The organism is Acidithiobacillus acidisediminis, assembly GCF_023277115.1.
Lineage (GTDB): Bacteria > Pseudomonadota > Gammaproteobacteria > Acidithiobacillales > Acidithiobacillaceae > Igneacidithiobacillus > Igneacidithiobacillus acidisediminis.
The window spans coordinates 14,575-35,358 of sequence record NZ_JALQCS010000001.1 but is presented as its reverse complement, the minus strand read 5'-3'; the positions used below and the strand labels follow the sequence as shown (position 1 = coordinate 35,358).

General features: G+C 59.8%; 24 protein-coding genes. 17 read left to right on the top strand and 7 right to left on the bottom strand.

Features of this window, described 5'->3' with window-relative positions:
• Positions 1–3: 3 nt before the first annotated feature.
• From grxD to M5D89_RS00185, 5 genes are read right to left on the bottom strand one after another with little or no spacing between them, the layout of a single operon-like run.
• Positions 4–324, bottom strand: coding sequence for a Grx4 family monothiol glutaredoxin (gene grxD, locus M5D89_RS00205; protein WP_248883732.1), 321 nt, complete (start codon positions 322–324; stop codon positions 4–6).
• Between the two features lie 30 nt (positions 325–354).
• A complete protein-coding gene (locus tag M5D89_RS00200) occupies positions 355–597 on the bottom strand; it encodes a BolA family protein (RefSeq protein WP_248883731.1) in 243 nt (80 codons plus the stop codon).
• Between the two features lie 40 nt (positions 598–637).
• Complete coding sequence (locus M5D89_RS00195; RefSeq protein WP_248883730.1) at positions 638–1,480, bottom strand: ABC transporter permease; 843 nt, start codon at positions 1,478–1,480, stop codon at positions 638–640.
• Entirely contained in the window at positions 1,473–2,882 is a 1,410-nt protein-coding gene (locus M5D89_RS00190) for a peptidylprolyl isomerase (protein WP_248883729.1), read from the bottom strand. Before M5D89_RS00190 ends, M5D89_RS00195 begins: the two co-directional genes overlap by 8 nt.
• A complete protein-coding gene (locus M5D89_RS00185) occupies positions 2,882–5,023 on the bottom strand; it encodes an LPS-assembly protein LptD (protein WP_248883728.1) in 2,142 nt (713 codons plus the stop codon). The genes M5D89_RS00190 and M5D89_RS00185 overlap by 1 nt, the downstream gene beginning before the upstream one ends.
• A gap of 53 nt (positions 5,024–5,076) precedes the next feature.
• Here M5D89_RS00185 and M5D89_RS00180 point away from each other — a divergent pair, with 53 nt between their 5' ends.
• The 16 genes from M5D89_RS00180 to tal all read left to right on the top strand — a co-directional run bounded on the left by M5D89_RS00180 (position 5,077) and on the right by tal (position 16,436).
• The gene (locus M5D89_RS00180; RefSeq protein WP_248883727.1) at positions 5,077–6,078 is read left to right on the top strand and encodes an aminoglycoside phosphotransferase family protein; all 1,002 of its coding nucleotides are present in this window, start codon (positions 5,077–5,079) and stop codon (positions 6,076–6,078) included.
• Complete coding sequence (locus tag M5D89_RS00175) at positions 6,063–6,734, top strand: nucleotidyltransferase family protein (RefSeq protein WP_248883726.1); 672 nt, start codon at positions 6,063–6,065, stop codon at positions 6,732–6,734. The genes M5D89_RS00180 and M5D89_RS00175 overlap by 16 nt, the downstream gene beginning before the upstream one ends.
• Positions 6,724–7,161 carry a hypothetical protein gene (locus M5D89_RS00170; protein WP_248883725.1) on the top strand — a complete coding sequence of 146 codons (438 nt, stop codon included), beginning with the start codon at positions 6,724–6,726 and terminating at the stop codon, positions 7,159–7,161. The genes M5D89_RS00175 and M5D89_RS00170 overlap by 11 nt, the downstream gene beginning before the upstream one ends.
• A gap of 28 nt (positions 7,162–7,189) precedes the next feature.
• The gene (locus tag M5D89_RS00165) at positions 7,190–7,453 is read left to right on the top strand and encodes a hypothetical protein (RefSeq protein WP_248883724.1); all 264 of its coding nucleotides are present in this window, start codon (positions 7,190–7,192) and stop codon (positions 7,451–7,453) included.
• Entirely contained in the window at positions 7,446–8,432 is a 987-nt protein-coding gene (locus M5D89_RS00160) for a KpsF/GutQ family sugar-phosphate isomerase (protein WP_248883723.1), read from the top strand. The genes M5D89_RS00165 and M5D89_RS00160 overlap by 8 nt, the downstream gene beginning before the upstream one ends.
• Positions 8,429–8,959, top strand: coding sequence for a KdsC family phosphatase (locus M5D89_RS00155; RefSeq protein ID WP_248883722.1), 531 nt, complete (start codon positions 8,429–8,431; stop codon positions 8,957–8,959). Before M5D89_RS00160 ends, M5D89_RS00155 begins: the two co-directional genes overlap by 4 nt.
• Positions 8,956–9,501 carry an LPS export ABC transporter periplasmic protein LptC gene (gene lptC, locus M5D89_RS00150; protein WP_248883721.1) on the top strand — a complete coding sequence of 182 codons (546 nt, stop codon included), beginning with the start codon at positions 8,956–8,958 and terminating at the stop codon, positions 9,499–9,501. The genes M5D89_RS00155 and lptC overlap by 4 nt, the downstream gene beginning before the upstream one ends.
• Positions 9,491–9,994: a lipopolysaccharide transport periplasmic protein LptA gene (gene lptA, locus M5D89_RS00145; protein WP_248883720.1), complete on the top strand. Its 504-nt coding sequence runs from the start codon at positions 9,491–9,493 to the stop codon at positions 9,992–9,994. Before lptC ends, lptA begins: the two co-directional genes overlap by 11 nt.
• Positions 9,991–10,716, top strand: a complete 726-nt coding sequence (gene lptB / locus M5D89_RS00140) for an LPS export ABC transporter ATP-binding protein (RefSeq protein ID WP_248883719.1) — start codon at positions 9,991–9,993, stop codon at positions 10,714–10,716. Before lptA ends, lptB begins: the two co-directional genes overlap by 4 nt.
• Positions 10,717–10,719: 3 nt before the next feature.
• Positions 10,720–12,144, top strand: coding sequence for an RNA polymerase factor sigma-54 (locus M5D89_RS00135; RefSeq protein WP_248883718.1), 1,425 nt, complete (start codon positions 10,720–10,722; stop codon positions 12,142–12,144).
• Between the two features lie 109 nt (positions 12,145–12,253).
• Positions 12,254–12,592, top strand: a complete 339-nt coding sequence (hpf, locus tag M5D89_RS00130) for a ribosome hibernation-promoting factor, HPF/YfiA family (protein WP_248883717.1) — start codon at positions 12,254–12,256, stop codon at positions 12,590–12,592.
• Between the two features lie 2 nt (positions 12,593–12,594).
• The gene (locus M5D89_RS00125; protein WP_248883716.1) at positions 12,595–13,053 is read left to right on the top strand and encodes a PTS sugar transporter subunit IIA; all 459 of its coding nucleotides are present in this window, start codon (positions 12,595–12,597) and stop codon (positions 13,051–13,053) included.
• Positions 13,054–13,091: 38 nt separating this feature from the next.
• Positions 13,092–14,012: an HPr(Ser) kinase/phosphatase gene (hprK, locus tag M5D89_RS00120; RefSeq protein ID WP_248883715.1), complete on the top strand. Its 921-nt coding sequence runs from the start codon at positions 13,092–13,094 to the stop codon at positions 14,010–14,012.
• Complete coding sequence (gene rapZ / locus M5D89_RS00115) at positions 14,009–14,905, top strand: RNase adapter RapZ (RefSeq protein WP_248883714.1); 897 nt, start codon at positions 14,009–14,011, stop codon at positions 14,903–14,905. Before hprK ends, rapZ begins: the two co-directional genes overlap by 4 nt.
• 5 nt (positions 14,906–14,910) lie before the next feature.
• Positions 14,911–15,318, top strand: a complete 408-nt coding sequence (locus tag M5D89_RS00110) for a PTS sugar transporter subunit IIA (protein WP_248886412.1) — start codon at positions 14,911–14,913, stop codon at positions 15,316–15,318.
• Positions 15,319–15,347: 29 nt separating this feature from the next.
• On the top strand, positions 15,348–16,436 hold the full coding sequence (tal, locus tag M5D89_RS00105) for a transaldolase (protein WP_248883713.1): 1,089 nt from the start codon (positions 15,348–15,350) through the stop codon (positions 16,434–16,436).
• On the opposite strand, the gene M5D89_RS00100 is transcribed toward tal, so the two are convergent.
• Positions 16,433–17,206, bottom strand: a complete 774-nt coding sequence (locus M5D89_RS00100; RefSeq protein WP_248883712.1) for an enoyl-ACP reductase FabI — start codon at positions 17,204–17,206, stop codon at positions 16,433–16,435. The genes tal and M5D89_RS00100 overlap by 4 nt on opposite strands.
• Positions 17,207–17,231: 25 nt before the next feature.
• Positions 17,232–19,055, bottom strand: coding sequence for a LysM peptidoglycan-binding domain-containing protein (locus M5D89_RS00095; RefSeq protein WP_248883711.1), 1,824 nt, complete (start codon positions 19,053–19,055; stop codon positions 17,232–17,234).
• Positions 19,056–19,337: 282 nt separating this feature from the next.
• On the opposite strand from M5D89_RS00095, the gene gltX reads away from it, so the two are divergent.
• A complete protein-coding gene (gene gltX, locus M5D89_RS00090) occupies positions 19,338–20,738 on the top strand; it encodes a glutamate--tRNA ligase (protein ID WP_248883710.1) in 1,401 nt (466 codons plus the stop codon).
• Positions 20,739–20,784 lie beyond the last annotated feature (46 nt).

The following is a 20,784-nucleotide window of genomic DNA, read 5'->3' as shown; positions in this document are numbered from 1 at the left end:
GCGTCAGCCCTGTGCCTTGGCGACCAGATTCTTCAGCTCCCCCTGTTGGAAGAGGTCGGCCATGATGTCGGCGCCGCCGACAAATTCGCCGTTGATGTAGAGCTGTGGAATGGTCGGCCAGTTGGAAAACTTCTTGATGCCATCGCGAATCTGTGGGTCGGCCAATACATCGACGGTAAAGAGTTCCTTGACGCCCGCCTGCTGCAGAAGCTGTACGGCACGGGCGGAAAAGCCACACTGCGGTGCCCGCGGATTGCCCTTCATATACAGCGTGATGGGATGTTTTTGTACTTGATCCTGGATGATTTCCTGGATATCGGCCATGCTACACCTCGTAAATTGCTGGAAGAAGAATCAAGAACGGCCAGCGACCTCACTGGGGCTCAGGGTGCGTAACTGCAGGGCGTGAATCTCTTCCTGCATGCGCTCGCCCAAGCAGGCATAGACCTGCTGGTGGCGTTTGATCAGGGATTGCCCGTCAAATTGTGTGGCCACGACAACGGCCTCGAAGTGCGCCCCGTCATCGCCAAACACTTGCACCTGAGCACCGGGAAGCCCGGCCTCGATCAGGGAACGAATGGTTTCTGCTTGCATCATAACGCTATCTTACCTGAAAAGAGTGGAACTGTGACCCAGTCTAGGGCCGTAATTTGTAACCGCTGGCGAGTAAACGCCAAGCCGCTGCGGCGCTGACAAGGAAAAAAGCCAGGGCAACGGCCAGAGACGCCCAGACCGAAAGGTCGGCGTCGCCAAAAAACCCATACCGAAAGCCATCAACGATATAGAAAAACGGATTGACCATGGACAGCTGGCGCCAGATGCCGGGCAGGGATTGCACGGAGTAGAACACGCCGGCAAGAAAGGTCAGGGGCATGATCAAAAAATTCTGGAAACCCGCGATCTGATCGAATTTCTCTGCCCAGAGACCGGCAACAATCCCCAGCGCCCCCATCCCACCGGCACCAAGAATGGTAAAGATCAGGACCCAGAACGGATGTTGCAGCGGGAGATGCAAAAAGAGCAGGGCTAGAAGCAAAATGGCGAGTCCGACGGCAATGCCGCGGACAATGGAGGCTGCCGTCATGGCCAGAAAGATCTCGGTGGGCCGCAGCGGACTGAGCAGAACAAAGATGATATTGCCCGTAACCTTGGCCTGAATCAGACTGGAGGAGCTATTGGCAAAGGCGTTTTGCAGAACAGACATCATCATCAGGCCGGGAACGATGAAGGCAATGTAAGACACCCCGGGATAGATGTGAATATGACCGCCGAGGGCGTGCCCGAAGACCAGCAGGTAGAGCAGGGTGGTGACCAGAGGGGCAGCGATGGTCTGCAGCCAGACCCGGGCAAAGCGCAGAACTTCCTTGCGAAAGAGCGTCCAGGTCGGCGTCCAGGCGAACGCCGGCAAGGCGCGATGACCGAGCAGCGAATCGGGGTCAGGTTGCTCACTGCGAGGAACGTTTTGACTCAATTCATGCATTGCGGATACGCAGGTCGGGTTCCAGAATTTCGACATAGGCACCATCACGGATGCGTCGTTGCCATTCTTCCATCCGTTCGCGCACGGTACGGTTAAACAGCTGCATCCGCGCCACAGACTGGAGTTGGGTATCGCTCAGGGCAGCCTGGCGTTGTCCCTGGGATTGCAGGATGTAGATCGAGTTTCCTACCTGCACCGGTGCACTCACATTGCCTACCGGTAGGCTCATCAACGCACGTTCGAGTTCGTCGGGTAGACTCCCGGGCGCGACCCAGCCCAACTCGCCGCCCTTGCTTGCCGTGCTGCTGTCCTGGCTGTAACGCTTGGCCAGTTCGCTGAAGCGCACCCCGGACTGCAGGCTCGATTCGATATCCTTTGCTTGCGATTCCGCCTCCTGCTCTTGCAATCCCTTGCCGGCGTGAAGAACGATCATCGCTGCCTTGACCTCGGTGACCGAAGGCTCCTGCTGCTTGACATTGAGGAGCTTGAAAATGTGATAGCCGGTAGCGCTGGGGATGATGGGGCTGATATCCCCGGGTTTGAGCTTGAGCAGGGTCTGGCTGACGGCGCTCGGTAGTTCCGCCGCCTTCACCCAGCCCAACCGTCCGCCCTGCAGGGCATCGCGGGCGGCGCTGACCTCCGTCGCGAGGCGCGTAAAACTTGCTCCATCGACGAGTTGCGCATGCACCTGCTCCGCGTCATGGCGCACGTTGCTGACCGCCTCGGGGCTGGGGTCGCCCGGTAGGGGCAAAAAAATCTGCTGCAACTCAAAGCTCAGACCAGCAGTCTGCTTGAGTTGCCGAGCGAAGGTCTGAATTTCATCCTTGCCAAGATGTACTCGCGCTTCGACCTCCTGCTGCTGCAGGCGATCGACGAGAATGCGCTCGCGCAGGTTGCGTTCGAAGGCGGACCAGGACTGCCCTTGTTGCGCGAGGGCCTCGCGTAACTGGTCGGGGGTCAGATTGTTGCTGTGCGCGATATTGGCGATGGCTTGATCGAGAGTGGCCTGGTCGACATGGATGTCCATCCGTTTGGCCATCTGTACTTCGATATCCTGGAGGATCATCTGCTGCAGCACCTGCCGGCGCAGAATGTCTTCCGGCGGCAGTTGGCCAGGATCCTGTTGTTGGAGTTGGGCTTTGATCGCTGCGACCCGCTCGTTCAATTGTAGCGAGGTGATGATCTGGTCGTTCACTACCGCTACCACCTTGTCCAGGTAATCCAGGTTTTGTGGCAGCGGTACCGCCTCTGGCGCAACGGTAGAGCGTGCGGAAAATACTTGCGAGCTGGTCACTGGTGGCGCTGCCAGCAAGGTATCCCGATTGACGAAGGGGACTGCTGCCCAGACAGAGCAGCTACTGGCTGCCAGGGCGAGAAAAAGGCTAAAGCGTAATCGAGACATCAGAACTCCATGCTGGCGCCGGGCACATATTGATCGAGAAAACCGTTGGAATTGTTACCGATGCTGGTCAGACCGCGCAAAACGATTTCCAGATAGACGGCGTTGTTCGTCTGTCCCCCCAGCAAGATCTGGTGGAACATCATCAGCTGGGCCGTCCAGCACCCGCCATCATAGCCGATCCCGACCAACTGCTCCAAGGGCTTGTCATCCTGCACATCATATTGATAGCTCCCCAGGATACGCCACTGCTTGCCAATGGGGAGTGCTGCCGAGACCCCGGCCTGATCGACAAAGTTGCGGGTGTAGCGATAATCCAGATTGAGCACGGTGCCATTGTGGGCCAGCCATTGGGCACGAAAATCCAGGCGCTCGAAGCGTTTCCAATCGGCATTGCTTTCCGAGCTGGCAAGGAAATTGAGGTCTGCCAGAGGGGCATATTGTGCCTGCCAGAAATAATTGGAGCGTGCGCTTTGCGCGACGATGTCACCCGCTAGATTGATTTGCCGGTGGTTGAAATAGCGAATCTGCCCTGCGGCAGCGCTCCAGATCTGTCGGCCGCGGCGATTATAGCCCACACCCTCGAGGCCATAACTCAGCTGATTGGCGGCATTGATGCGATCGCTGCCATCAAAGAGCGAGTTGTCGGTGAAAATGGAGTTAAAATTCTGAAAAGGCAGGCTGCTGTCAAAGTTGGGAATCTGGTTCTGCGCCTGCAGGGGGATGAACAGATATTTGAAGAGCGGGTGCAGGACGATGCTGCTGCCATCGCGCCCATCGCGCACGAAGTTCAGGCCGCCACGCAAACTCAGGGCGGGCATGCTGCGATTGCTGACGCGGGCGTAGGGGCCATTGCGCTGTATCTGGTAGTGACTGAAATAGAGACGGGCTTGCGGCTCCAGATAGCCCCAGGCGCGGCTCCATTTCCAGCCCAGGGTCGGCGTGAGATTGAGTCGTTGTCCAATGGGGCCGGCGCTGGCATAAAAGTAATTGAAATTGCTGCGCCAATCGAAGTAACCGCGGTTGCCCACGCGCCAGTATCCATTGGCATAGAGATAGGGTAGCTGGGCATAGGGGGCAGCACCGCCGAGCACCAATTCTTGATACCCCTGCAGCACGGCTCCGGCTTGTACATGCTGGTTGCCATAGGTGACGGCGCCGGTGGAGGTTAGGTAGGGGGCGTTGCCCACGCCGCCAATGTAGCCACCGCTGAAGCCGGTGACTCCAGCCAGATCGGCCAGGAAATTGCGGTAACTGACGCGGTTGTAATTCACCGACAGCGAAAAGCCATCGCCGAGGTCTTGCTGATGTTGCCAGGACACTGCCCAGACATTGCTGCCGGTGAGCTTGTCGTGGGGGAGAAGGTCGAGGAGCAGGCGTCCGCTGTAGCTCGGCTCCAGGTAGCGGAACTGGTTCTGTAGCAAGACCCCGCGCTTGGTCAGGCCCTCCACGGTCAGCGTGTCGTCGAGATTGCTGGCGATATCGAAATAGTAGGGAACCCCTAAGGTGAAGCCGTTGATGGTGGAGCTGCCGATGGTCGGCGGTAAGAAGCCCGAGTGCCGTTGCAAGGGAAAGCTCAGGTAGGGCAACCACAGCAGAGGCAAACCAAAGATGTTCAGGGTGCTGTTGTAAGTGCTGATGTACTGGCTGTTTTGGTTGAGGTCTAATTGTCCACTGTAGATTTGCCAAGCCGGCACGCGGCCGTGACAGGTCGTATAACAGGCTTCGTTCAGAAGATAATGGTTTTTGCCCAGCTCCTGCGCCGTGCGGGCATGCCCGTGTCCGTCCTGACGCGGAAGCAGGAAGCGTGGATGCAGCACAATGCCCTGATTACTGTGAATTTTTAGGCTCGCCTCCGGGGCATTGGTGACAATCCCCGGGCTGACTAGGTGGACCTGCCCTTGGGCGATGATTTCGTCCTTTTTCTGGTCGTAATGGGCTTGATTGGCATAGAGGCGGCGATCACCGTAGAGCACCTCGACGTTTCCCGTCGCCGTCCACTGGCCACTACCTAAACCATGAATTTGGTCGGCGTAGAGGGTGATCGGGCTGTCTTGCGCCAGGGCAAAGGTCGGCGGGGCAAAGAACAGCGCGGCTGCGCAGGTCAGGGACCGGCGCCGCGGGCAAAACCGGCCTACGGCCATCGTGCGCGTCCCAGGGCTAGGCATAGGTGCGTAAAATCGCACAGAATGCGCGCATGTCGCAATCGTCTTCCGACCTGCCAGCGATTTCGCCCTCTGCCGAGCGCTTTCTGCGCGCGCAGGGCATCGTGCCCGCCTTGCTCCGCGCCATCCCCGGCGATGCGAGCACGCGCCGCTACTGGCGAACCCCGTGCGGCCAAGTCCTGGCCCAGGTGCCGGACTCCGCTGAGCTCCTGCCTTTCTTGCGTGTGCAACGACGCTTTACGGCAGCCGCCCTGCCCGTACCACAGATTGTTGCGGTTTCCTTGCGGCATGGCTTGCTGCTGCAGGAAGACATCGGTACGTGCGATCTCAAGGCGGCACTAGACGCTGGAGAGTCTGCGGATGCTGTTTTTACGGCGGTGTTTCCCATATTGCAGGGGCTCGCCATGGCGGCTCGGAAACATCATTTTCGGCCGCCCCTCCCGGCCTATGATGCCGAACGCCTGGGGCAGGAACTGGCACTTTTCCCCGACTGGTACTTGCGCCGCCACCTCGCTCTTGCACCCGCAGCGATCCCCTGGCATCCATTGGGCGAACTGTCTCGGCAGCTCGTGGCGGCGGCACAAAGCCAACCGCAAGTCTGGGTCCATCGCGATTTTCATGCCCGCAATCTGTTGCTGCGGCCCGCGGGTGCCGTGGTCATGATCGATTTTCAGGATGCCGTTCTGGGTCCGTGGACCTACGATCTAGCCTCCTTGCTTTGGGACCGCTACTGGGACTGGGGGCGAGAACGGCGCAACGGGTGGATCGAGGCCTATCGCCAAGGCTTGGGCGCGCTCGGTGTTGCCGTGCCAGAGGCGGAGAGCTTTCGCGATCAGGTCGAGGCTATGGCCTTGCAACGCAATCTGAAGATCCTCGGTATCTTTTGTCGTCTGGCCTATCGTGATGGCAAGGGAGAATATCTCGATTTTCTGCCGCGCTTCTGGGGGTATGTGGAGGATCTCCTCGCCGGACAAGCAGACTGGCGGCCCTATCTACCCCTGTTTCAGGCCTGGTCACCGTGCGCCAGGCGGTAATTCTCGCGGCTGGCCGTGGCGAGCGGCTGCGACCACGTAGCGATCATCTCCCCAAGCCGCTCCTGAGCGTCGGTGGTAAGCCATTGATAGCGCGCCATTTGGATGTCTTGTCGGCGGCCGGGGTGGAGCGTGTCTTCATCAACCTGTCGCATCTGGGAGCACTCTTGCCGCGCTTTCTCGGCCATCAGTGGCGGGGAATGACCCTGGAGTATCAGGATGAAGGTGCGGAGCGCCTGGAGACCGGTGGTGCCTTGATTGCCTTGCGGGAACGTCTGGGTACAGCACCATTTCTGCTGCTCAACGGCGATATCTGTACCGAACATCCCTTGCTGCCCCTGCTTGAGGGGGAACCCGGACTGGTGCTCGTAGCCAATCCTGCACACCACCCCCAGGGAGATTTTGGCATGGCGGAGGGAAGGTTGACGCTGCCCGACCCTGCGCGTCCGCGCTACACCTACTCCGGCCTTGGCCTGCTGCATGGGGCTTGGCTGCAGGAGCAGCAGCCTGGTTGGGCGCCATTGGCGCCCTGGTTACGAGAATGGGCGACGCAAGGACGCTTACGCGCCTATCCCCAGCAAGGGTTGTGGTGGGATGTGGGGAGTCCGGAGCGTTTGGCTGCGGCACGGCAGATATGCGGGAGGGGTCATGGCCTTTGACGAAGCGGAGGTGGCGGCTTGGGTGCAGGCGCCAGTAGAGCAGGTAGAGCAGTGGCGCCAGCAGTGGTTGGCGGTGATGGATCTGGCCCTGTGGGGAGAATTGAAGAGCGCTCATCTCGGTGCCCTGAGCAAGTTACGGCGCCGGGTGCTGGAGTGTGGCGAGAAGCTGCGTTCCTATGCCGCTGATCGTTCCTGGATTCCCCATCCGCGCGAGCAGATCAAGAACTGCCTGAGCAGTGGCCTGCAATTGCGGGAAAGCCTGGAAAAGGTCGCGGAAATCCTGGGACAGCTGGAATCGGGCGCAGCACTCGTGCCGTTGCGCAGCTTATGGGATAATCTGGCCGAAAATTTGCTTGCCGACCTCCAGCGACGGGAGGAGCGGCTGGTGCTGCTTCTGAACGCTCAGTATGGGGAAGAAATCGAGTGAGAGATACGAGTTGCGGGTGTGAGAATCGATGAAAATCATTTATGCACTCATTTTTCTCGGCGCTATTGCATTGTTTGTCTTGCTATTCTGGGCGGATCGCCCGGAGATTCTGGCGGGCAGTCCAGAATCGGGGTCAACGCAGTGGTATCGCCAACATCCTGACCATCTCGCGGCGGAAAATCTCAAGTGCTGGAAGCTTCTGCAACAAGCGTCCTTCGCGGATGTGGACAAGGTGATGGCGGCGCATCCCGAATGTCATCGCGCTTATGAGGCGAGTAGAGACGATGGCTAAGATGGCGCTGGATCACGAGGCTCTGCTGCGCACTGGCCGGGATACCCTGCGTCTGGAGCGCGAGGCCTTGGAGGCCCTCGAGGCGCGCCTCGATGGCGCATTTGTCGAGGCCTGCCGCCTGCTGCTGGCCTGTCATGGCCGGATTGTGGTCAGCGGCATGGGAAAATCGGGGATCATCGGCAAAAAGATTGCCGCAACCCTAGCCAGCACCGGTAGCCCGGCCCTATTTCTGCACCCGGCTGAGGGGAGCCATGGCGATCTGGGGATGCTGACCCAGGACGATCTCTTGCTGGCCCTGTCGAACTCTGGCGAAACGGCGGAATTGCTTGCCATTCTGCCGGTCGTCAAGCGCATGGCGGTGCCCCTCATTGCCCTGACTGGCAATGCCCAGTCCACTCTGGCGCAGCGTGCCGAGGTGCATCTGGACTGTGCCGTGGCACGGGAGGCTTGCCCCCTCAATCTCGCGCCCACGGCCTCGACCACCGCCACCTTGGCGATGGGGGATGCGCTGGCCATGGCCCTGCTCAATGCACGCGGCTTCTCCGCCGATGATTTCGCCCTGTCGCATCCGGGCGGTGCCCTGGGGCGCCGCTTGCTGCTTCGGGTTGCAGACCTCATGCGCAAGGGCGCGCAGTTGCCTCAGGTGCAGCCGGACACGCCGCTGCACGAGGCCATACTGGAGATCAGCGGCAAGGGTATGGGCATGACCACCGTGGTCGATGCCGAGAATCATCTGCTGGGCATCTTTACCGATGGGGATTTGCGCCGCGCCTTCACGACGCAGCAAGACCTCTGGGGTCGTCCCATGGCAGATTTTTACCGGCCTCAGCCTTTGCAAATCGCCGCCGATGCTCTGGCCGCCGAAGCGGTGGCACGCATGGATGCCGAGCGGGTGACGGTGCTGTTGATCGTCGATGCCGCAGGGCGATTGGAAGGCGCAATCACGATGCATGATCTTCTGCACGCGGGGGTAGCATGAGCGAAATCCAGGAACGCGGCGCACGCATACGGCTGCTGATTCTCGATGTGGACGGCGTGTTGACCGATGGGCGCTTGCTCTTTGATGCCGAGGGGCGCGAGAGCAAGGGCTTCCATGTACGTGACGGGCACGGAATACGGCTGTTACAGGACGCTGGAATTGAAGTGGCGCTGATCACGGCGCGCTATTCTGCGGCGCTCGCCCACCGCGCGCGTGACCTCGGTATCCAGCGTGTCTACCAGGGCAGTGTAGACAAGATGGTTGCCTATACCGAGCTGCTTTTCGCTACCCAAATTGCGGAAGAAGCCATTGCCTACATGGGGGATGATCTCATTGATTTGAGTATTCTCGCGCGGGTGGGGCTGGCCACGGCACCGGCGGACGCGCACCCGGAGGTCCTTGCCCGTGCGCACTGGGTGTCGGCGCACAATGGCGGGATGGGTGCAGTGCGCGAGCTCAGTGAGGAGATCCTGCGTGCCCAGGGTCACTGGGACGCCATCGTCGCGCGGGCGCTGGCTAGGGTATGAGCCTGCGTCTCCCTTTGCTCCTGCTGCTGGCATTGCTCGGAGCTGGGTTGTTGTGGTGGACCTGGCCCAAGCAAGCACTGCCCTTCATTGCGGTGGATTGGCGCGGTGGTATCCAGCGGGGTGACCAAGCCGCCAGTGACGTCGTCTTGCGCCAATATGACGCGCAGGGGGCTCTGGAATTGCTCGCCCGAGCTAAGGGTGCCTACCATCTGCCGCAGGGCAACCGGACGGTTCTCAGCGGCTTATCTTTGGAACGTTTTCGTCCGCAGGGAAACCTCACCCTGCAGGCACAGCATGGGTTGCTCCGCAATGGAGATCAGGAATTGCTCGCTTGGGGAGACGTGTTGGCGACTCTGGCGCCCAATAGCACCTTGCGCACGGAAAAATTGCGCTATGACCCGAAAACCGGCGTCATCGAGAGTCAGGATCCGGTATTTTTGACCCATGGACCCAGCACGCTGCAGGGGGTGGGCCTGTGGGCATCGGTGAAAACGGAGCAGTTTCGCTTACTGAGTCAGGTGCGAGGAATCTATGTACCGTAATCGCTGGCTATTCCTTCTCGTCGTTTGTGTTCCTTTCACGGCCTGGGCAGCGGCGGCATCCGACGCCGGGCTGGGGAAAGGCCCCATCCATATTGCTGCCGATCAACTCCGCGGCCAGAACAAGCCCGTGCAAGAGGCCGTTTATAGTGGCAATGTGGTCTTGCAGCAGGGCAATTTGATCATCCATGCGGCACAACTCACGATTCATGCTCAGGCAGGCAAGATCGAAAAAGCGGTCGCGACCGGGAGTCCGGTCAGCTTCACCATGTCCAGTGCAGAGCGGCATGGATACAGCCAGCGCCTGAGCTATGAACCGGGCAGTGGCCGCATTGTCCTGACGGGGGACGCGCATCTTTGGCAGGGAAAGAATGAAGTTGCTGGCAATCAAGTGGTTTATCTGCTGCACAGCCAACAGACTGAAGTCACCGCGACCCCTGGCCAGCGGGTGCGCTCGGTCTTTTACCCGGCCAAGGATGGCAGCGGCAAACCATGACGGCGCGGCTGCGAGCGGAGTCTCTGGTCAAACGCTTTCGTCGGCGCACGGTGGTGCGTGGCGTATCGGTAGAGGTCAAGGCTGGTGAGGTCGTGGGTCTGCTGGGCCCGAACGGTGCGGGCAAGACCACCACATTCTATATGATGGTCGGTCTGGTGCGGCCCGATAATGGTCGCATTTTTCTCAATGACCAGGATATTGGCAGCCTGCCCATGCATCAGCGCGCGCGCCTGGGTCTGGGCTATTTGCCCCAGGAACCCTCGGTGTTCCGCCAGCTCAGTGCCGCCGATAACATCCTTGCCGTCCTCGAGCAATTGCCGATTCGGGAAGAGGAACGGCAGGAGCGGCTGGAACAGCTTCTTGCGGAACTGCACCTGCAAAATTTGCGGAACACCCGGGGGCAAAGCCTGTCGGGGGGGGAGCGACGGCGGGTGGAGATTGCCCGCACCCTGTCCATGAGCCCACGCTTCATTTTGCTCGACGAACCGTTTGCCGGCATTGATCCGATTTCGGTGATCGAAATTCAGCAACTGATCCAAGGCTTGAGTGAACGGGGCATCGGCGTGTTGATCACCGACCACAACGTGCGTGAAACCTTGGGGATTTGTCAGCGTGCGTATATCCTGCATGATGGGCAGGTGCTCAGTTCCGGCAGCCCACAGGAGCTTATCGATGATCCCGCCGTGCGCGCCGTATATCTAGGAGAGCAGTTTAAATTCTAAATTATGAAACAGGGACTTGAGCTAAAACTCGGGCAACATCTAGCGATGACGCCGCAACTGCAGCAGGCCATTCGCCTGTTGCAGTTATCGACGCTGGATCTGCAGCAAGAGGTGCAGATGATGCTGGACAGCAATCCTCTCCTCGACGAGGAAGAGGGCCCAGAGTTGTCGAGCGAGCCGGCAGAGAGTCTGACGACGCTGTCGGACGAGCGCCAGCTGGATCTGGCGGCAGAGACCAACCTGCCCGAGGAGCTACCGGTAGACAGCCAATGGGAGGACGTTTTCGACCTGGGTAGTGCCGGACCGGCAGCCACGGCTGCCGATGAAGATTTGCCGGACTACGAGGCGCGCAACAGTCGCGAGCAAAGCCTGCAGGACTATCTGCGCTGGCAGGCGGACATGACCTCCTTCGCCAACGACGAGCGTAGCCTGGCAGAGCTGATCATCGATGCTATTGATGATAACGGCTATCTGGATGCCAGCCTGGAAGAGTTGGCAGAGACATCGGGACGGTCTGTTGCCGAGCTCGAAGCGGTCCTGGTACAAATCCAAGATTTCGATCCGCCCGGAGTGGGTGCGCGTAATCTCGCGGAATGCCTAACTTTGCAGTTGCAACAGGTGGAGGAAGAGGATGCGTCTGCCGCTCTCGCCCTACGTATCGTGAGCGAGCAACTGGAGCTGTTGGCCAAGCATGATTATGCGCGTTTGGCCCAGTGTTTCGAGGCGAGAGAGGAGGAGTTGCGCGCGGCCATTGCGCTGATCGCTACCCTGAATCCGAAACCGGGTGGGGAGATTGGTGCGGGCAGCTCGGAATATGTCATTCCCGACGTGATTATTCGCTGGGTAGGAAAACGCTTGCGGGTGGAACTCAACGCCGAAGCGATGCCGCGCTTGCGTATCAATCGCCACTATGCCGAGATGTCCGGGGCGAAGGATGCGGCACATCGCTATATTCAGGATCAACTCAACGAGGCGCGCTGGTTTATCAAGAGCCTGCAAAGTCGCCAGGAAACGATACTCAAGGTGGCCACGGCCATTGTCGAGCGGCAGAAGGACTTTTTCGTGAATGGGCCAGAGGCGATGCGTCCCATGGTATTGCGCGATATCGCCGAGGCCGTGGAAATGCATGAATCAACCATCTCTCGGGTGACCAATCAGAAATACATGACGACTCCGCGAGGGCTTTTTGAATTCAAATATTTCTTTTCCAGTCATGTTGGCACTGACCAAGGTGGTGCCGCCTCGGCAACGGCCATTCGTGCGGTGATTCTGAAAATGGTGCAGGCAGAGGACAATCAGCATCCCTTGAGTGACGCAGAAATCGCCAAGGTCCTGGCCGCGCAGGGTATTCAGATTGCGCGCCGCACCGTCGCCAAGTATCGCGAGGCGGCCAATATTCCCCCGGCCAGTCAGCGCCGTCGTTTGTAAGACCGGTTCGCGCCCCGCTTTTGTAATGTCGGGCAAGGCGCTACACTGAATGTGGAGCGGTAGAGCAGTGACGGACTCCCATAACTGCAACGAAAGCTAGGAGCTTGCCATGCAACTACACATCAGTGGGCAACACCTGGACCTCACCGAGGCCATCAAAAATCATGTGCGCGAGAAACTCGGGCGCCTCGACCATTACTTTGATCGGGTAATCGACGGACGCGTGGTACTGAAGTTTCTCTCCCACGAAAAACTTTCCAACGTAGCAGAAATTACGGTTAGTGCCCCAGGTCATGATTTTCATGCCGAAGCGCGGGACGCCGATATGTATGCGGCTATCGATCAACTGGCGGAAAAGATTGACGGCCAGGTACGCCAATACAAGGATAAGTTGCAGCGACACCGCAGCAGTCCCGGTGTTGCCGTGCTGGCGACCGAAAGCGAATGATCATGGCTGCTTTGCCGCTCCCTGCAGAGGCCATTCTTCTCGACAGCCCGGTCAGTACTGCTGCGGCGGTGCTGGACAGCCTGGCACGCATGCTCAGTAACTGCACGGGTGTCGAATCTTCACGCATTTATCAAGTGCTGCAGGCGCGTGAGCTGCAAGGCTCTACGGCGCTTGGCTCTGCTGTGGCAGTACCGCATGCACGCCTGGCGGAACTTCAGGGCAGCGCGATTGCCGCGCTCCGCAGTCGCAATGGCGTGGATTTTGCCGCACCTGATGCGGAGGAGGTGCGCATTTTCGTGGCAGTACTCGTGCCAGAATCCGCAACCCTGGAACATCTCGAAATTCTTTCTCGCATCGCGGCGCGTTTGGCGCGGGAAGACGTACGACAACAGCTCCTGCAAGTGCAGGAGGCCGAGGCGTTTCGTTCCCTGTTAATGGGGGCTGCTGAAGACGGGCACTGAAACGCCCTTACCTGGAATTCCCGCGTGGATGAGGGTGCATGGACCGTAGCGTGAATGTTGCACAACTGGCCACAGATCTGCAGCCCGAACTCGGCTGGATCGTGCGCGATGCCGGAAGCGAAAATAATGGGCTTCGGGTAGATCCGCAGCATGTCAGCGATGGCGCCGCCCTGGTCGGGTTCCTCAGCTTTATCCGTTCGCATCCGGTGCAGATCCTTGGTCAGGCAGAGTTGGATTACTTGCTGGGCCATCCGCAGCAAGTCTATTCCGTCAAGAGGTTGCGGGTTCTCGTGTTGGCAGAGGGGGTAGAGCCCCCGCCGACATGGTTGGCGGTCCTGCTGGCGGAGGGGGTCAGCATCCTCGCCTCGGCCCTACCAGCGCGGCGGATCCTGGTGCGGGTGCAGCAGTATTTGCAGCGGGAATTGGCGCCACGCTGCCTCTTGCATGGCGTTCTGGTCGATGTACTCGGCGTTGGCATCCTCATTCAGGGCGAGGCAGGGATTGGCAAGTCGGAGCTAGCCCTGGAATTGGTCAGCCGTAATCACCGTCTTATTGCCGACGACAGCGTTCTTTGCATACGCGAGGCGCCCGGCGTGGTGACGGGGCACTGCCCTCCGGCCCTGCAGGATTTCCTGGAAGTGCGCGGATTGGGTATCGTCAATATTCGGCAGCTCTTTGGTGCGGCGTCCGTCATCGATTCCAAACGCTTGCGTCTGGTCGTAGAGATCCGGGACATGGCGGAAATGGAGCTCGCGGATGTCGATCGCCTGCAGGGGCAGGTCGACCATTGGGAAATTCTCGGCGTTCCCTTCCCACGCTTGCGCTTGCCGGTCAGTGCCGCGCGTAACCTTGCGGTTCTGGTCGAAGCGGCAGCGCGTGGACATTACGTGCGCGAGTCCGGTGTCGACATGCTGGCGCTCTTCGATGCGCAGACGCGCGCGGCGAGCCGGACAATATGAACACCGCTGGCGATGTGGTCATTATTACCGGGTTGTCCGGGTCAGGAAAATCGACGGTGCTGCAAGCACTGGAGGACCTCGGCTATTTTTGTGTCGACAATCTCCCGGCGACACTCCTGCAATCCCTGTTGCAGGAATTGAGCCATCATCAACTGAATCCCTTGCGGGTGGCTGTCAGCATTGACGTACGCAACCGCACTTTCCTCGACGCCCTGCCGGAGGCCTTGCGCAAACTTTCGGAGGAATGCGGGCTGCAGTCGCGCATGCTGTACCTGGATGCGGATGAAGAAACCTTGCTGCGGCGTTATAGCGAGACGCGTCGCCGGCATCCCCTCAGCGATACAGACACTGCGCCCGGGGCGGCCTTGCGCGAGGTGCTATTGCGCGAGCGCGCGCTACTCAAGCCGTTAATGGTGCTTGCGGATCGGGTTCTCGATACTTCCCAGCTGCGCAGCCACGCCCTGCGCTTGCGGGTACAAGCCTGGGCCAGCGTGCCGCGGGCCCAAGGCCTGATTCTACTCTTGCAATCCTTTGCCTTTCGCAATGGCGTACCCGCCGATTCCGATTTTGTCTTTGATTTGCGCGCGCTGCCGAATCCGCACTACGAGGCAGAGTTGCGGGCGCTGACGGGGCGCGATGCTGCCGTGTGCGAATTTCTCGATCAGCAGGAACCGGTGCAGGCTGCACGCGCCAGTCTCGAGACCTTTCTACGGCAGTGGCTGCCACCCTTTGCCCGCGATCACCGGAACTACGTCACCATTTCCATCGGCTGTACCGGTGGTAAGCACCGCAGTGTCTACATGGTCGAATTGCTGGCGGAGTCCCTGCGCCAGGAGGGGCAGGAGATTCTGGTAGAACATCGGGAACTCGATATTCGGGAGAAGCATTCTTGAGTTTGGTGCGTGTGTTGCTGCTCACCCATGCAGGACTGGGTGCGGCCTTGGCCGAGGTGGTCGAGAAAATCTATGGGACTCCGCCAGAGGATCTGCTGGTCCTGGCGCCAATGGGCGATGATTTGGCACTGCTGCGGAGCGAACTGGAGACCCTGATCAAGGCTGCGCATGCGCACCATCCGCTCTTGATTCTCTGCGATATTCGCGGTGCCAGCCCGGCGAATGCCTTGCCCAGAGACTGGGATTACCCGTGGGTGCGGGTGGTCTATGGATTGAGCCTGCCCATGCTGCTGCGTGCGCTCTCGCGCCGTGAGCGCTGGGAGGGCCTGGCGGAGGCGGTGGCACAAGGCGCACAAGAAGCGATACGCTGCCATCCAGAATCCGCTCCTCCACACATTTCTGCACTAGACTGATAGGCGGAATTGCTTGAGGAGAAATGCTGATGGCTGATTTACGAGAAGTGCGTACGCGACTGGGACAGAGCCTGTGGCTCGACAACCTTTCCCGTACCCTGATTCATGACGGAATCCTGGCCCGTTACATTGCCGAAGATGGGGTCTCTGGCGTCACCTCCAACCCCAGCATCTTTCAGAAGGCGATCCACGAAAGCCCCTATTATCAGGAGGATTTGGCGCGTCCAGCGGAGTCGGCGGAACGTCTGTACGAGCAGATGGTCAAGGTGGATCTGCAAATGGCCTGCGATCTGTTGCGCCCAATCCATGATAGTAGCCATGGTGACGATGGTTGGGTGAGCTGGGAGGAATCGCCGCGTTTGGCCTTGGACGAATCGGCAACGGTGGCTGAAGCGGAGCGACTGCGCGGCATTGTGCAGCGGGACAACCTGCTGATCAAGGTGCCTGCGACCCCGCCGGGGATTGCCGCCTTGCGCACCCTGATCGGGCGGGGAATTTCGGTCAATGTCACCCTGATGTTTGGTCTAGAGCATGTGCGAGAGGTCTTCGCTGCCTATCAGGAGGGCCTCATGGCCTGGATGGACGGGGGGGGCGATCCGGGGCGGGTGAAGGCCGTGGCCAGCCTGTTTCTCTCCCGCGTCGATACCCTGGTCGATGCGCGTCTGGAGGAAATTGGCAGCGAGAGGGCTCTGGCTCTGCGTGGTCAAGCTGCCGTCGCGCTGGCGAAAAAGGCCTACGCCATCTACCAGGAGACCTTCCACGGCGCCAGCTTCTCCCGTCTGAAGGCGGCAGGAGGACGGCCGCAGTACTTGCTGTGGGCCAGCACCAGCACCAAGAATGCGGCCTATTCCGATCTGCTCTATGTGGAGCCGTTGATCGGTCCAGAAACCATCAACACCCTGCCCGATGCTACTTTGGCCAAGTTGCGGGATCATGGAAGCCTGGCAGCGAGATTGAGCGAAGGTTTGGTGGAGGCCGAGGCCACCCTCGCCGCGTTGACGGACCTTGGTATCGATCTCAACGGCGAGGTAGCTCCACAACTGCAGCAAGAGGGCCTGGATGCCTTCTCCCAGGCCTTCGAGGCGATGCTGGATGAGGTCGAGAAGCGCCGCGCTTAAAAGCCGACGATGTTGTACCCGGCGTCGACGTAGGTAATCTCACCAGTGATGCCAGAGGCAAGATCAGAACAGAGGAAGGCGGCCGCATTGCCCACTTCCTCTTGGCTGACATTACGGCGCAGCGGGGCATGTTCGGCATAGTGATCGAGGATACTGCGAAATTCACTGATGCCGCTTGCCGCCAGGGTACGGATCGGGCCCGCCGAGATGGCATTGACGCGAATGCCTTCCGGGCCCAGGGCATGGGCGAGGTAGCGCACGCCAGCTTCCAGGCTCGCCTTGGCGAGCCCCATGACGTTGTAGTTGGCCATTGCCCGCTCGGCACCGAGGTAACTCAGCGAAAGCAGGGCGCCGTGGCGATTCTGCATCAAGGGTCGCACCGCCTGCGCCAGGGCAGTAAAGCTGTAGGAGGACACTTCGTGGGCAACACGAAAGCCCTCCCGCGAGGTGACGTCAGCATAGTTTCCCGAGAGCTCGCTTTTCGGCGCGAAGGCGGCGCCATGGATGGCAATGTCCAGGCCGCCCCAGCGCTGCTGCAGATCGGCGACAACGGCGTTTACCTGGCCCTCATCCAGAAGATCGAGGGGCAGAGGAGCAGGGGCGCCAATCTGCGCCGCCAAGTCTTCCACCCGACTCTGGGTGCGCTCGCTCTGATAGGTCAGCAAGACCTCGGCACCCTCACGCGCCATGGCCTGGGCGATACCCCAACAGATCGACCGCTCATTAGCAACGCCGACGACCAGGGCCTGTTTTTTCTGCAAAAATCCCATGTTTTTCGCTGCTCCGTAAATCCTGTCAACGCAGGAAAATGGTGAGGTGTTTCCCCGGTTGAATATCAGTTGCCGAGGCTAAGCGATTCCATTGTACGACGGCGTGGGCCGAAACGTGGAATTGCTGGGCAATCTGCCAGACGGTGTCGCCGGGTCGTACAACGTAGGTCGTGGCCCGCGGCCCGGTGGCGAGACGCTCCTGACGGGCGCTCAAGGCTGCCACTACCGTCCCGCGCGCGGGTAAGCGCAGGACCTGGCCAGGATGCAGAATACTGTTGCCGTGTAGTCCATTGTATGAGCTTAGCGCAGTCACACTAACCCCGGCCCGCTGCGCGATCTGCCATAGGGTTTCGCCGAGTCGCACCCGGATACTGCCACCGCCCTGCGGGGCGGAATACACGGCGGTCTCCAGGTGAGCACCGGGCAAGCGCAGCTTTTGTCCCGGATGGAGGATGCTTTGGGTGTTGATCCCATTGGCCTGGGCCAGGGCGGTCACGCTGGTTCCGGCACGTTGCGCCAGCTGCCATAGGCTTTCGCCGGGACGGACGGTAATGGTCTGATGATACCCAGTGGCGATGGTGGTAGGCCTTCCGCCATAGATGGCCAGACGCTGGCCCACCTGCAGGTCACGCGGCGAGCGAATGTGATTCCACCGTTCCAGATCGAGAGTCGAAACCCCACTACGCAGGGCAACCTGGGACAAGGTTTCGCCGGATCGCACCGCGGTGTAGTGCACGGCGGGTACCGGCTGGGGCGGCGGCGCGGCTACCGCAACCGGCGCTGCGACGGCTTGGGTGGGCATCTGCAGGAGTGCCGTGCGCAATGCCTTGGCCTTGTCCTTGGGAACCACCAGGGAGTAACCCGCAGGTACCACCCCATAGCTCAGGCCGGCATTGAGACGCTGCAACTCCGTTTCGGAGACGCCCATCAAGTGTGCCGCAACTTGCAGATTCACGCGTTTTGGCGTGTGCACCAGGGCAATATGAGCGGTGTTGGGAATGCTGGGCAGATCGACATGATAGGCTTGCGCATTTTGGATCACCTGTGCCAAGCCGAGGAGTTCAGCGACATAATTCTCCGTCTGGCTGGGAAGATTCAGATCCCAGAAATCCGTTGGCTGCCCAGCAGCGACATTCTGTTGGATGGCGGCCGAGACGGTCCCTTGCCCGGCATTGTAGGCGGCGATGGCGAGGAGCCAATTGCCACCAAAATAATTGTAGAGATAAGAGAGATAGTCGAGGGCGGCGTTGGTAGAGGCCGTAAGGCTCAGGCGTGGGTCGCCCCAGCGGGTATTCTGCAAGCCAAAGTTTCTCGCCGTTCCGGGGACGAACTGCCACAGGCCGGCAGCCGCAGCGGGAGAGAAGGCCTTCGGGTTGTAGCCACTTTCAATGGCCGGCAACAGTGCCAGTTCCATGGGCATGCCGCGTTCGTGAACCGCATTGGCAACATAGTAGAGGAAGGGACGAGAATTGTGCAGGATTTCTTCGAGTTTGCCTTGGTGTTGCAGAAACCAGCCACGCCACTTCGCTACCCGCGGTCGGGAGACATCACTGATGCGAAAGCCGGATATCAGGCTCGTCCAAATACTTTCTTGCTGCTCTTGTAAGCCCGCATCAGCAAGTTGCAGGTGGTGAAATTCCTGCAGCAATCCAGAGCCGTCGCTGGTCTGGCCAGAGGATTCTGGAGCAGGTGTTGCTGCCGTCCCAGGCTGCAGCCTGGCAATCAGTTGCGAAAGAGTTTCTGGATGATTCTTCGCGGATGGTACCGCGGAGGTATTGTTATTGGCCCAGGCCAGTGGCGTTGCAAGCAAGGCACAGCTCGTAGACAGGGCGATCACCGATTTTCGCATACTTCTCCTTCTTTGGTGAGGGCGCCCCGACCATGCACCCTGACCAAATCTGCAGGTTTTTAGCAAATATAAACAAAACGCTGGAGCACGCAGCCCAAGACTGGTCCAGCCGATACTAGGGGCAACGCCGATGCTCGTCAATGCAGATTATGCACTATCAAAAATTCCTATGGTTTGAGTGCTGAGGCTGCGCTCCCCTGTGCGCATAGAGAGCAGGGCGTGATCCCTGCTATGATGAGGGCGTGATGCCTGCCAAACCCTGCAGAAAAGGACTCTGACGCGATGCCCGTGCGAACTCGCTTTGCCCCCAGCCCCACTGGTTATCTTCATATTGGCGGCGTTCGCACGGCGCTTTATTCCTGGCTGCATGCCCGCCAGCAGCAAGGGCGGTTCATTCTCCGCATCGAAGATACCGATCTTGAGCGCTCCACGCCCGAGGCAACGGCAGCGATCCTGGAGGGTATGCAGTGGCTCGGCCTCGACTGGGACGAAGGGCCTTTCTACCAAATGCAGCGTATGGAACGCTATCGCGAAGTCCTGGCGCAGATGCTGGCGGCTGGTACCGCCTATCATTGCTACTGCAGTCGAGAAGAAGTGGACGCCATGCGGGAAGAACAACGCGCCCGTGGCGAGAAGCCTCGTTACGATGGTCGTTGCCGCAAGCGGCAGGCGCCGGTCCCCGGGGTGCAGCCGGTTATCCGGTTTCGCAGCCCCGATGATGGCGAGACGGTGGTGGAAGATCTCATCCATGGTACGGTACGGTTCCAGAATCGCGAGCTCGACGATCTCATCATTGCCCGCTCGGACGGTACACCTACCTATAATTTCTGCGTGGTTGTCGATGATTGGGATATGGGAATCACCCAGGTTATCCGCGGCGACGATCACCTCAACAACACCCCGCGGCAGATGCAGATCCTGCAGGCCCTGGGTGCTGCTGTGCCGCAGTATGCCCATGTTCCCATGATTCTTGGGCCAGACAAGCAGAAATTGTCGAAACGGCATGGGGCGGTGAGCGTGCTCGAATACCGTGAGCAGGGTTTTCTCCCCGATGCCCTGCTCAATTTTCTCTTGCGCCTCGGCTGGGCGCATGGCGATCAAGAGGTATTCACGCGGGCAGAGATGCTGGCGCATTTCCGGATCACGGACGTGCATAAAGCGGCCTCCGCCTTCAATCCGGAAAAGCTCCTCTGGCTGAATGCCCAGCATCTACAGATGCTGGACGACGTCAGTTTGGCAGACCATCTCCGTCCCTATCTATTTGTGCAGGGCATCGAAGAGAGGGAGCTGGGAGCGGGGCCGGCATTGACGGCAGTGGTACCCCTGCTACGCGAGCGGGCCAAGACTTTGGTCGAGATGGCCGCGGCGGCTGTACTGTTCTACCGCGCGCCGCAGCAGGCGGAAGAAAAGGATCGAGAAAAGCATCTGCTGGGCCGTGCTGCCCTGCTACAGGCGGCGCAGACAGCCTTGGCGGCTCTGCCGTCCTGGTCCGCTGCAGATCTGCATGCCGTATTGCAGGCCCTGGCGGCGGAACATGCCGAGGGTAAGCTGGGCAAGATTGCCCAGCCGTTACGGGTGGCGGTTGCTGGCTGCGCGGTTTCGCCGCCGCTGGATCAGACTCTGGCGGTCCTGGGGCGCGAGGAAACCTTGCGTCGTTTGCAGCATGCCGAAGCTTGGGTCTGACTTGCATGCGGGTAGAGGCTTTTGTCATTATTCTTTCTTATGGTCC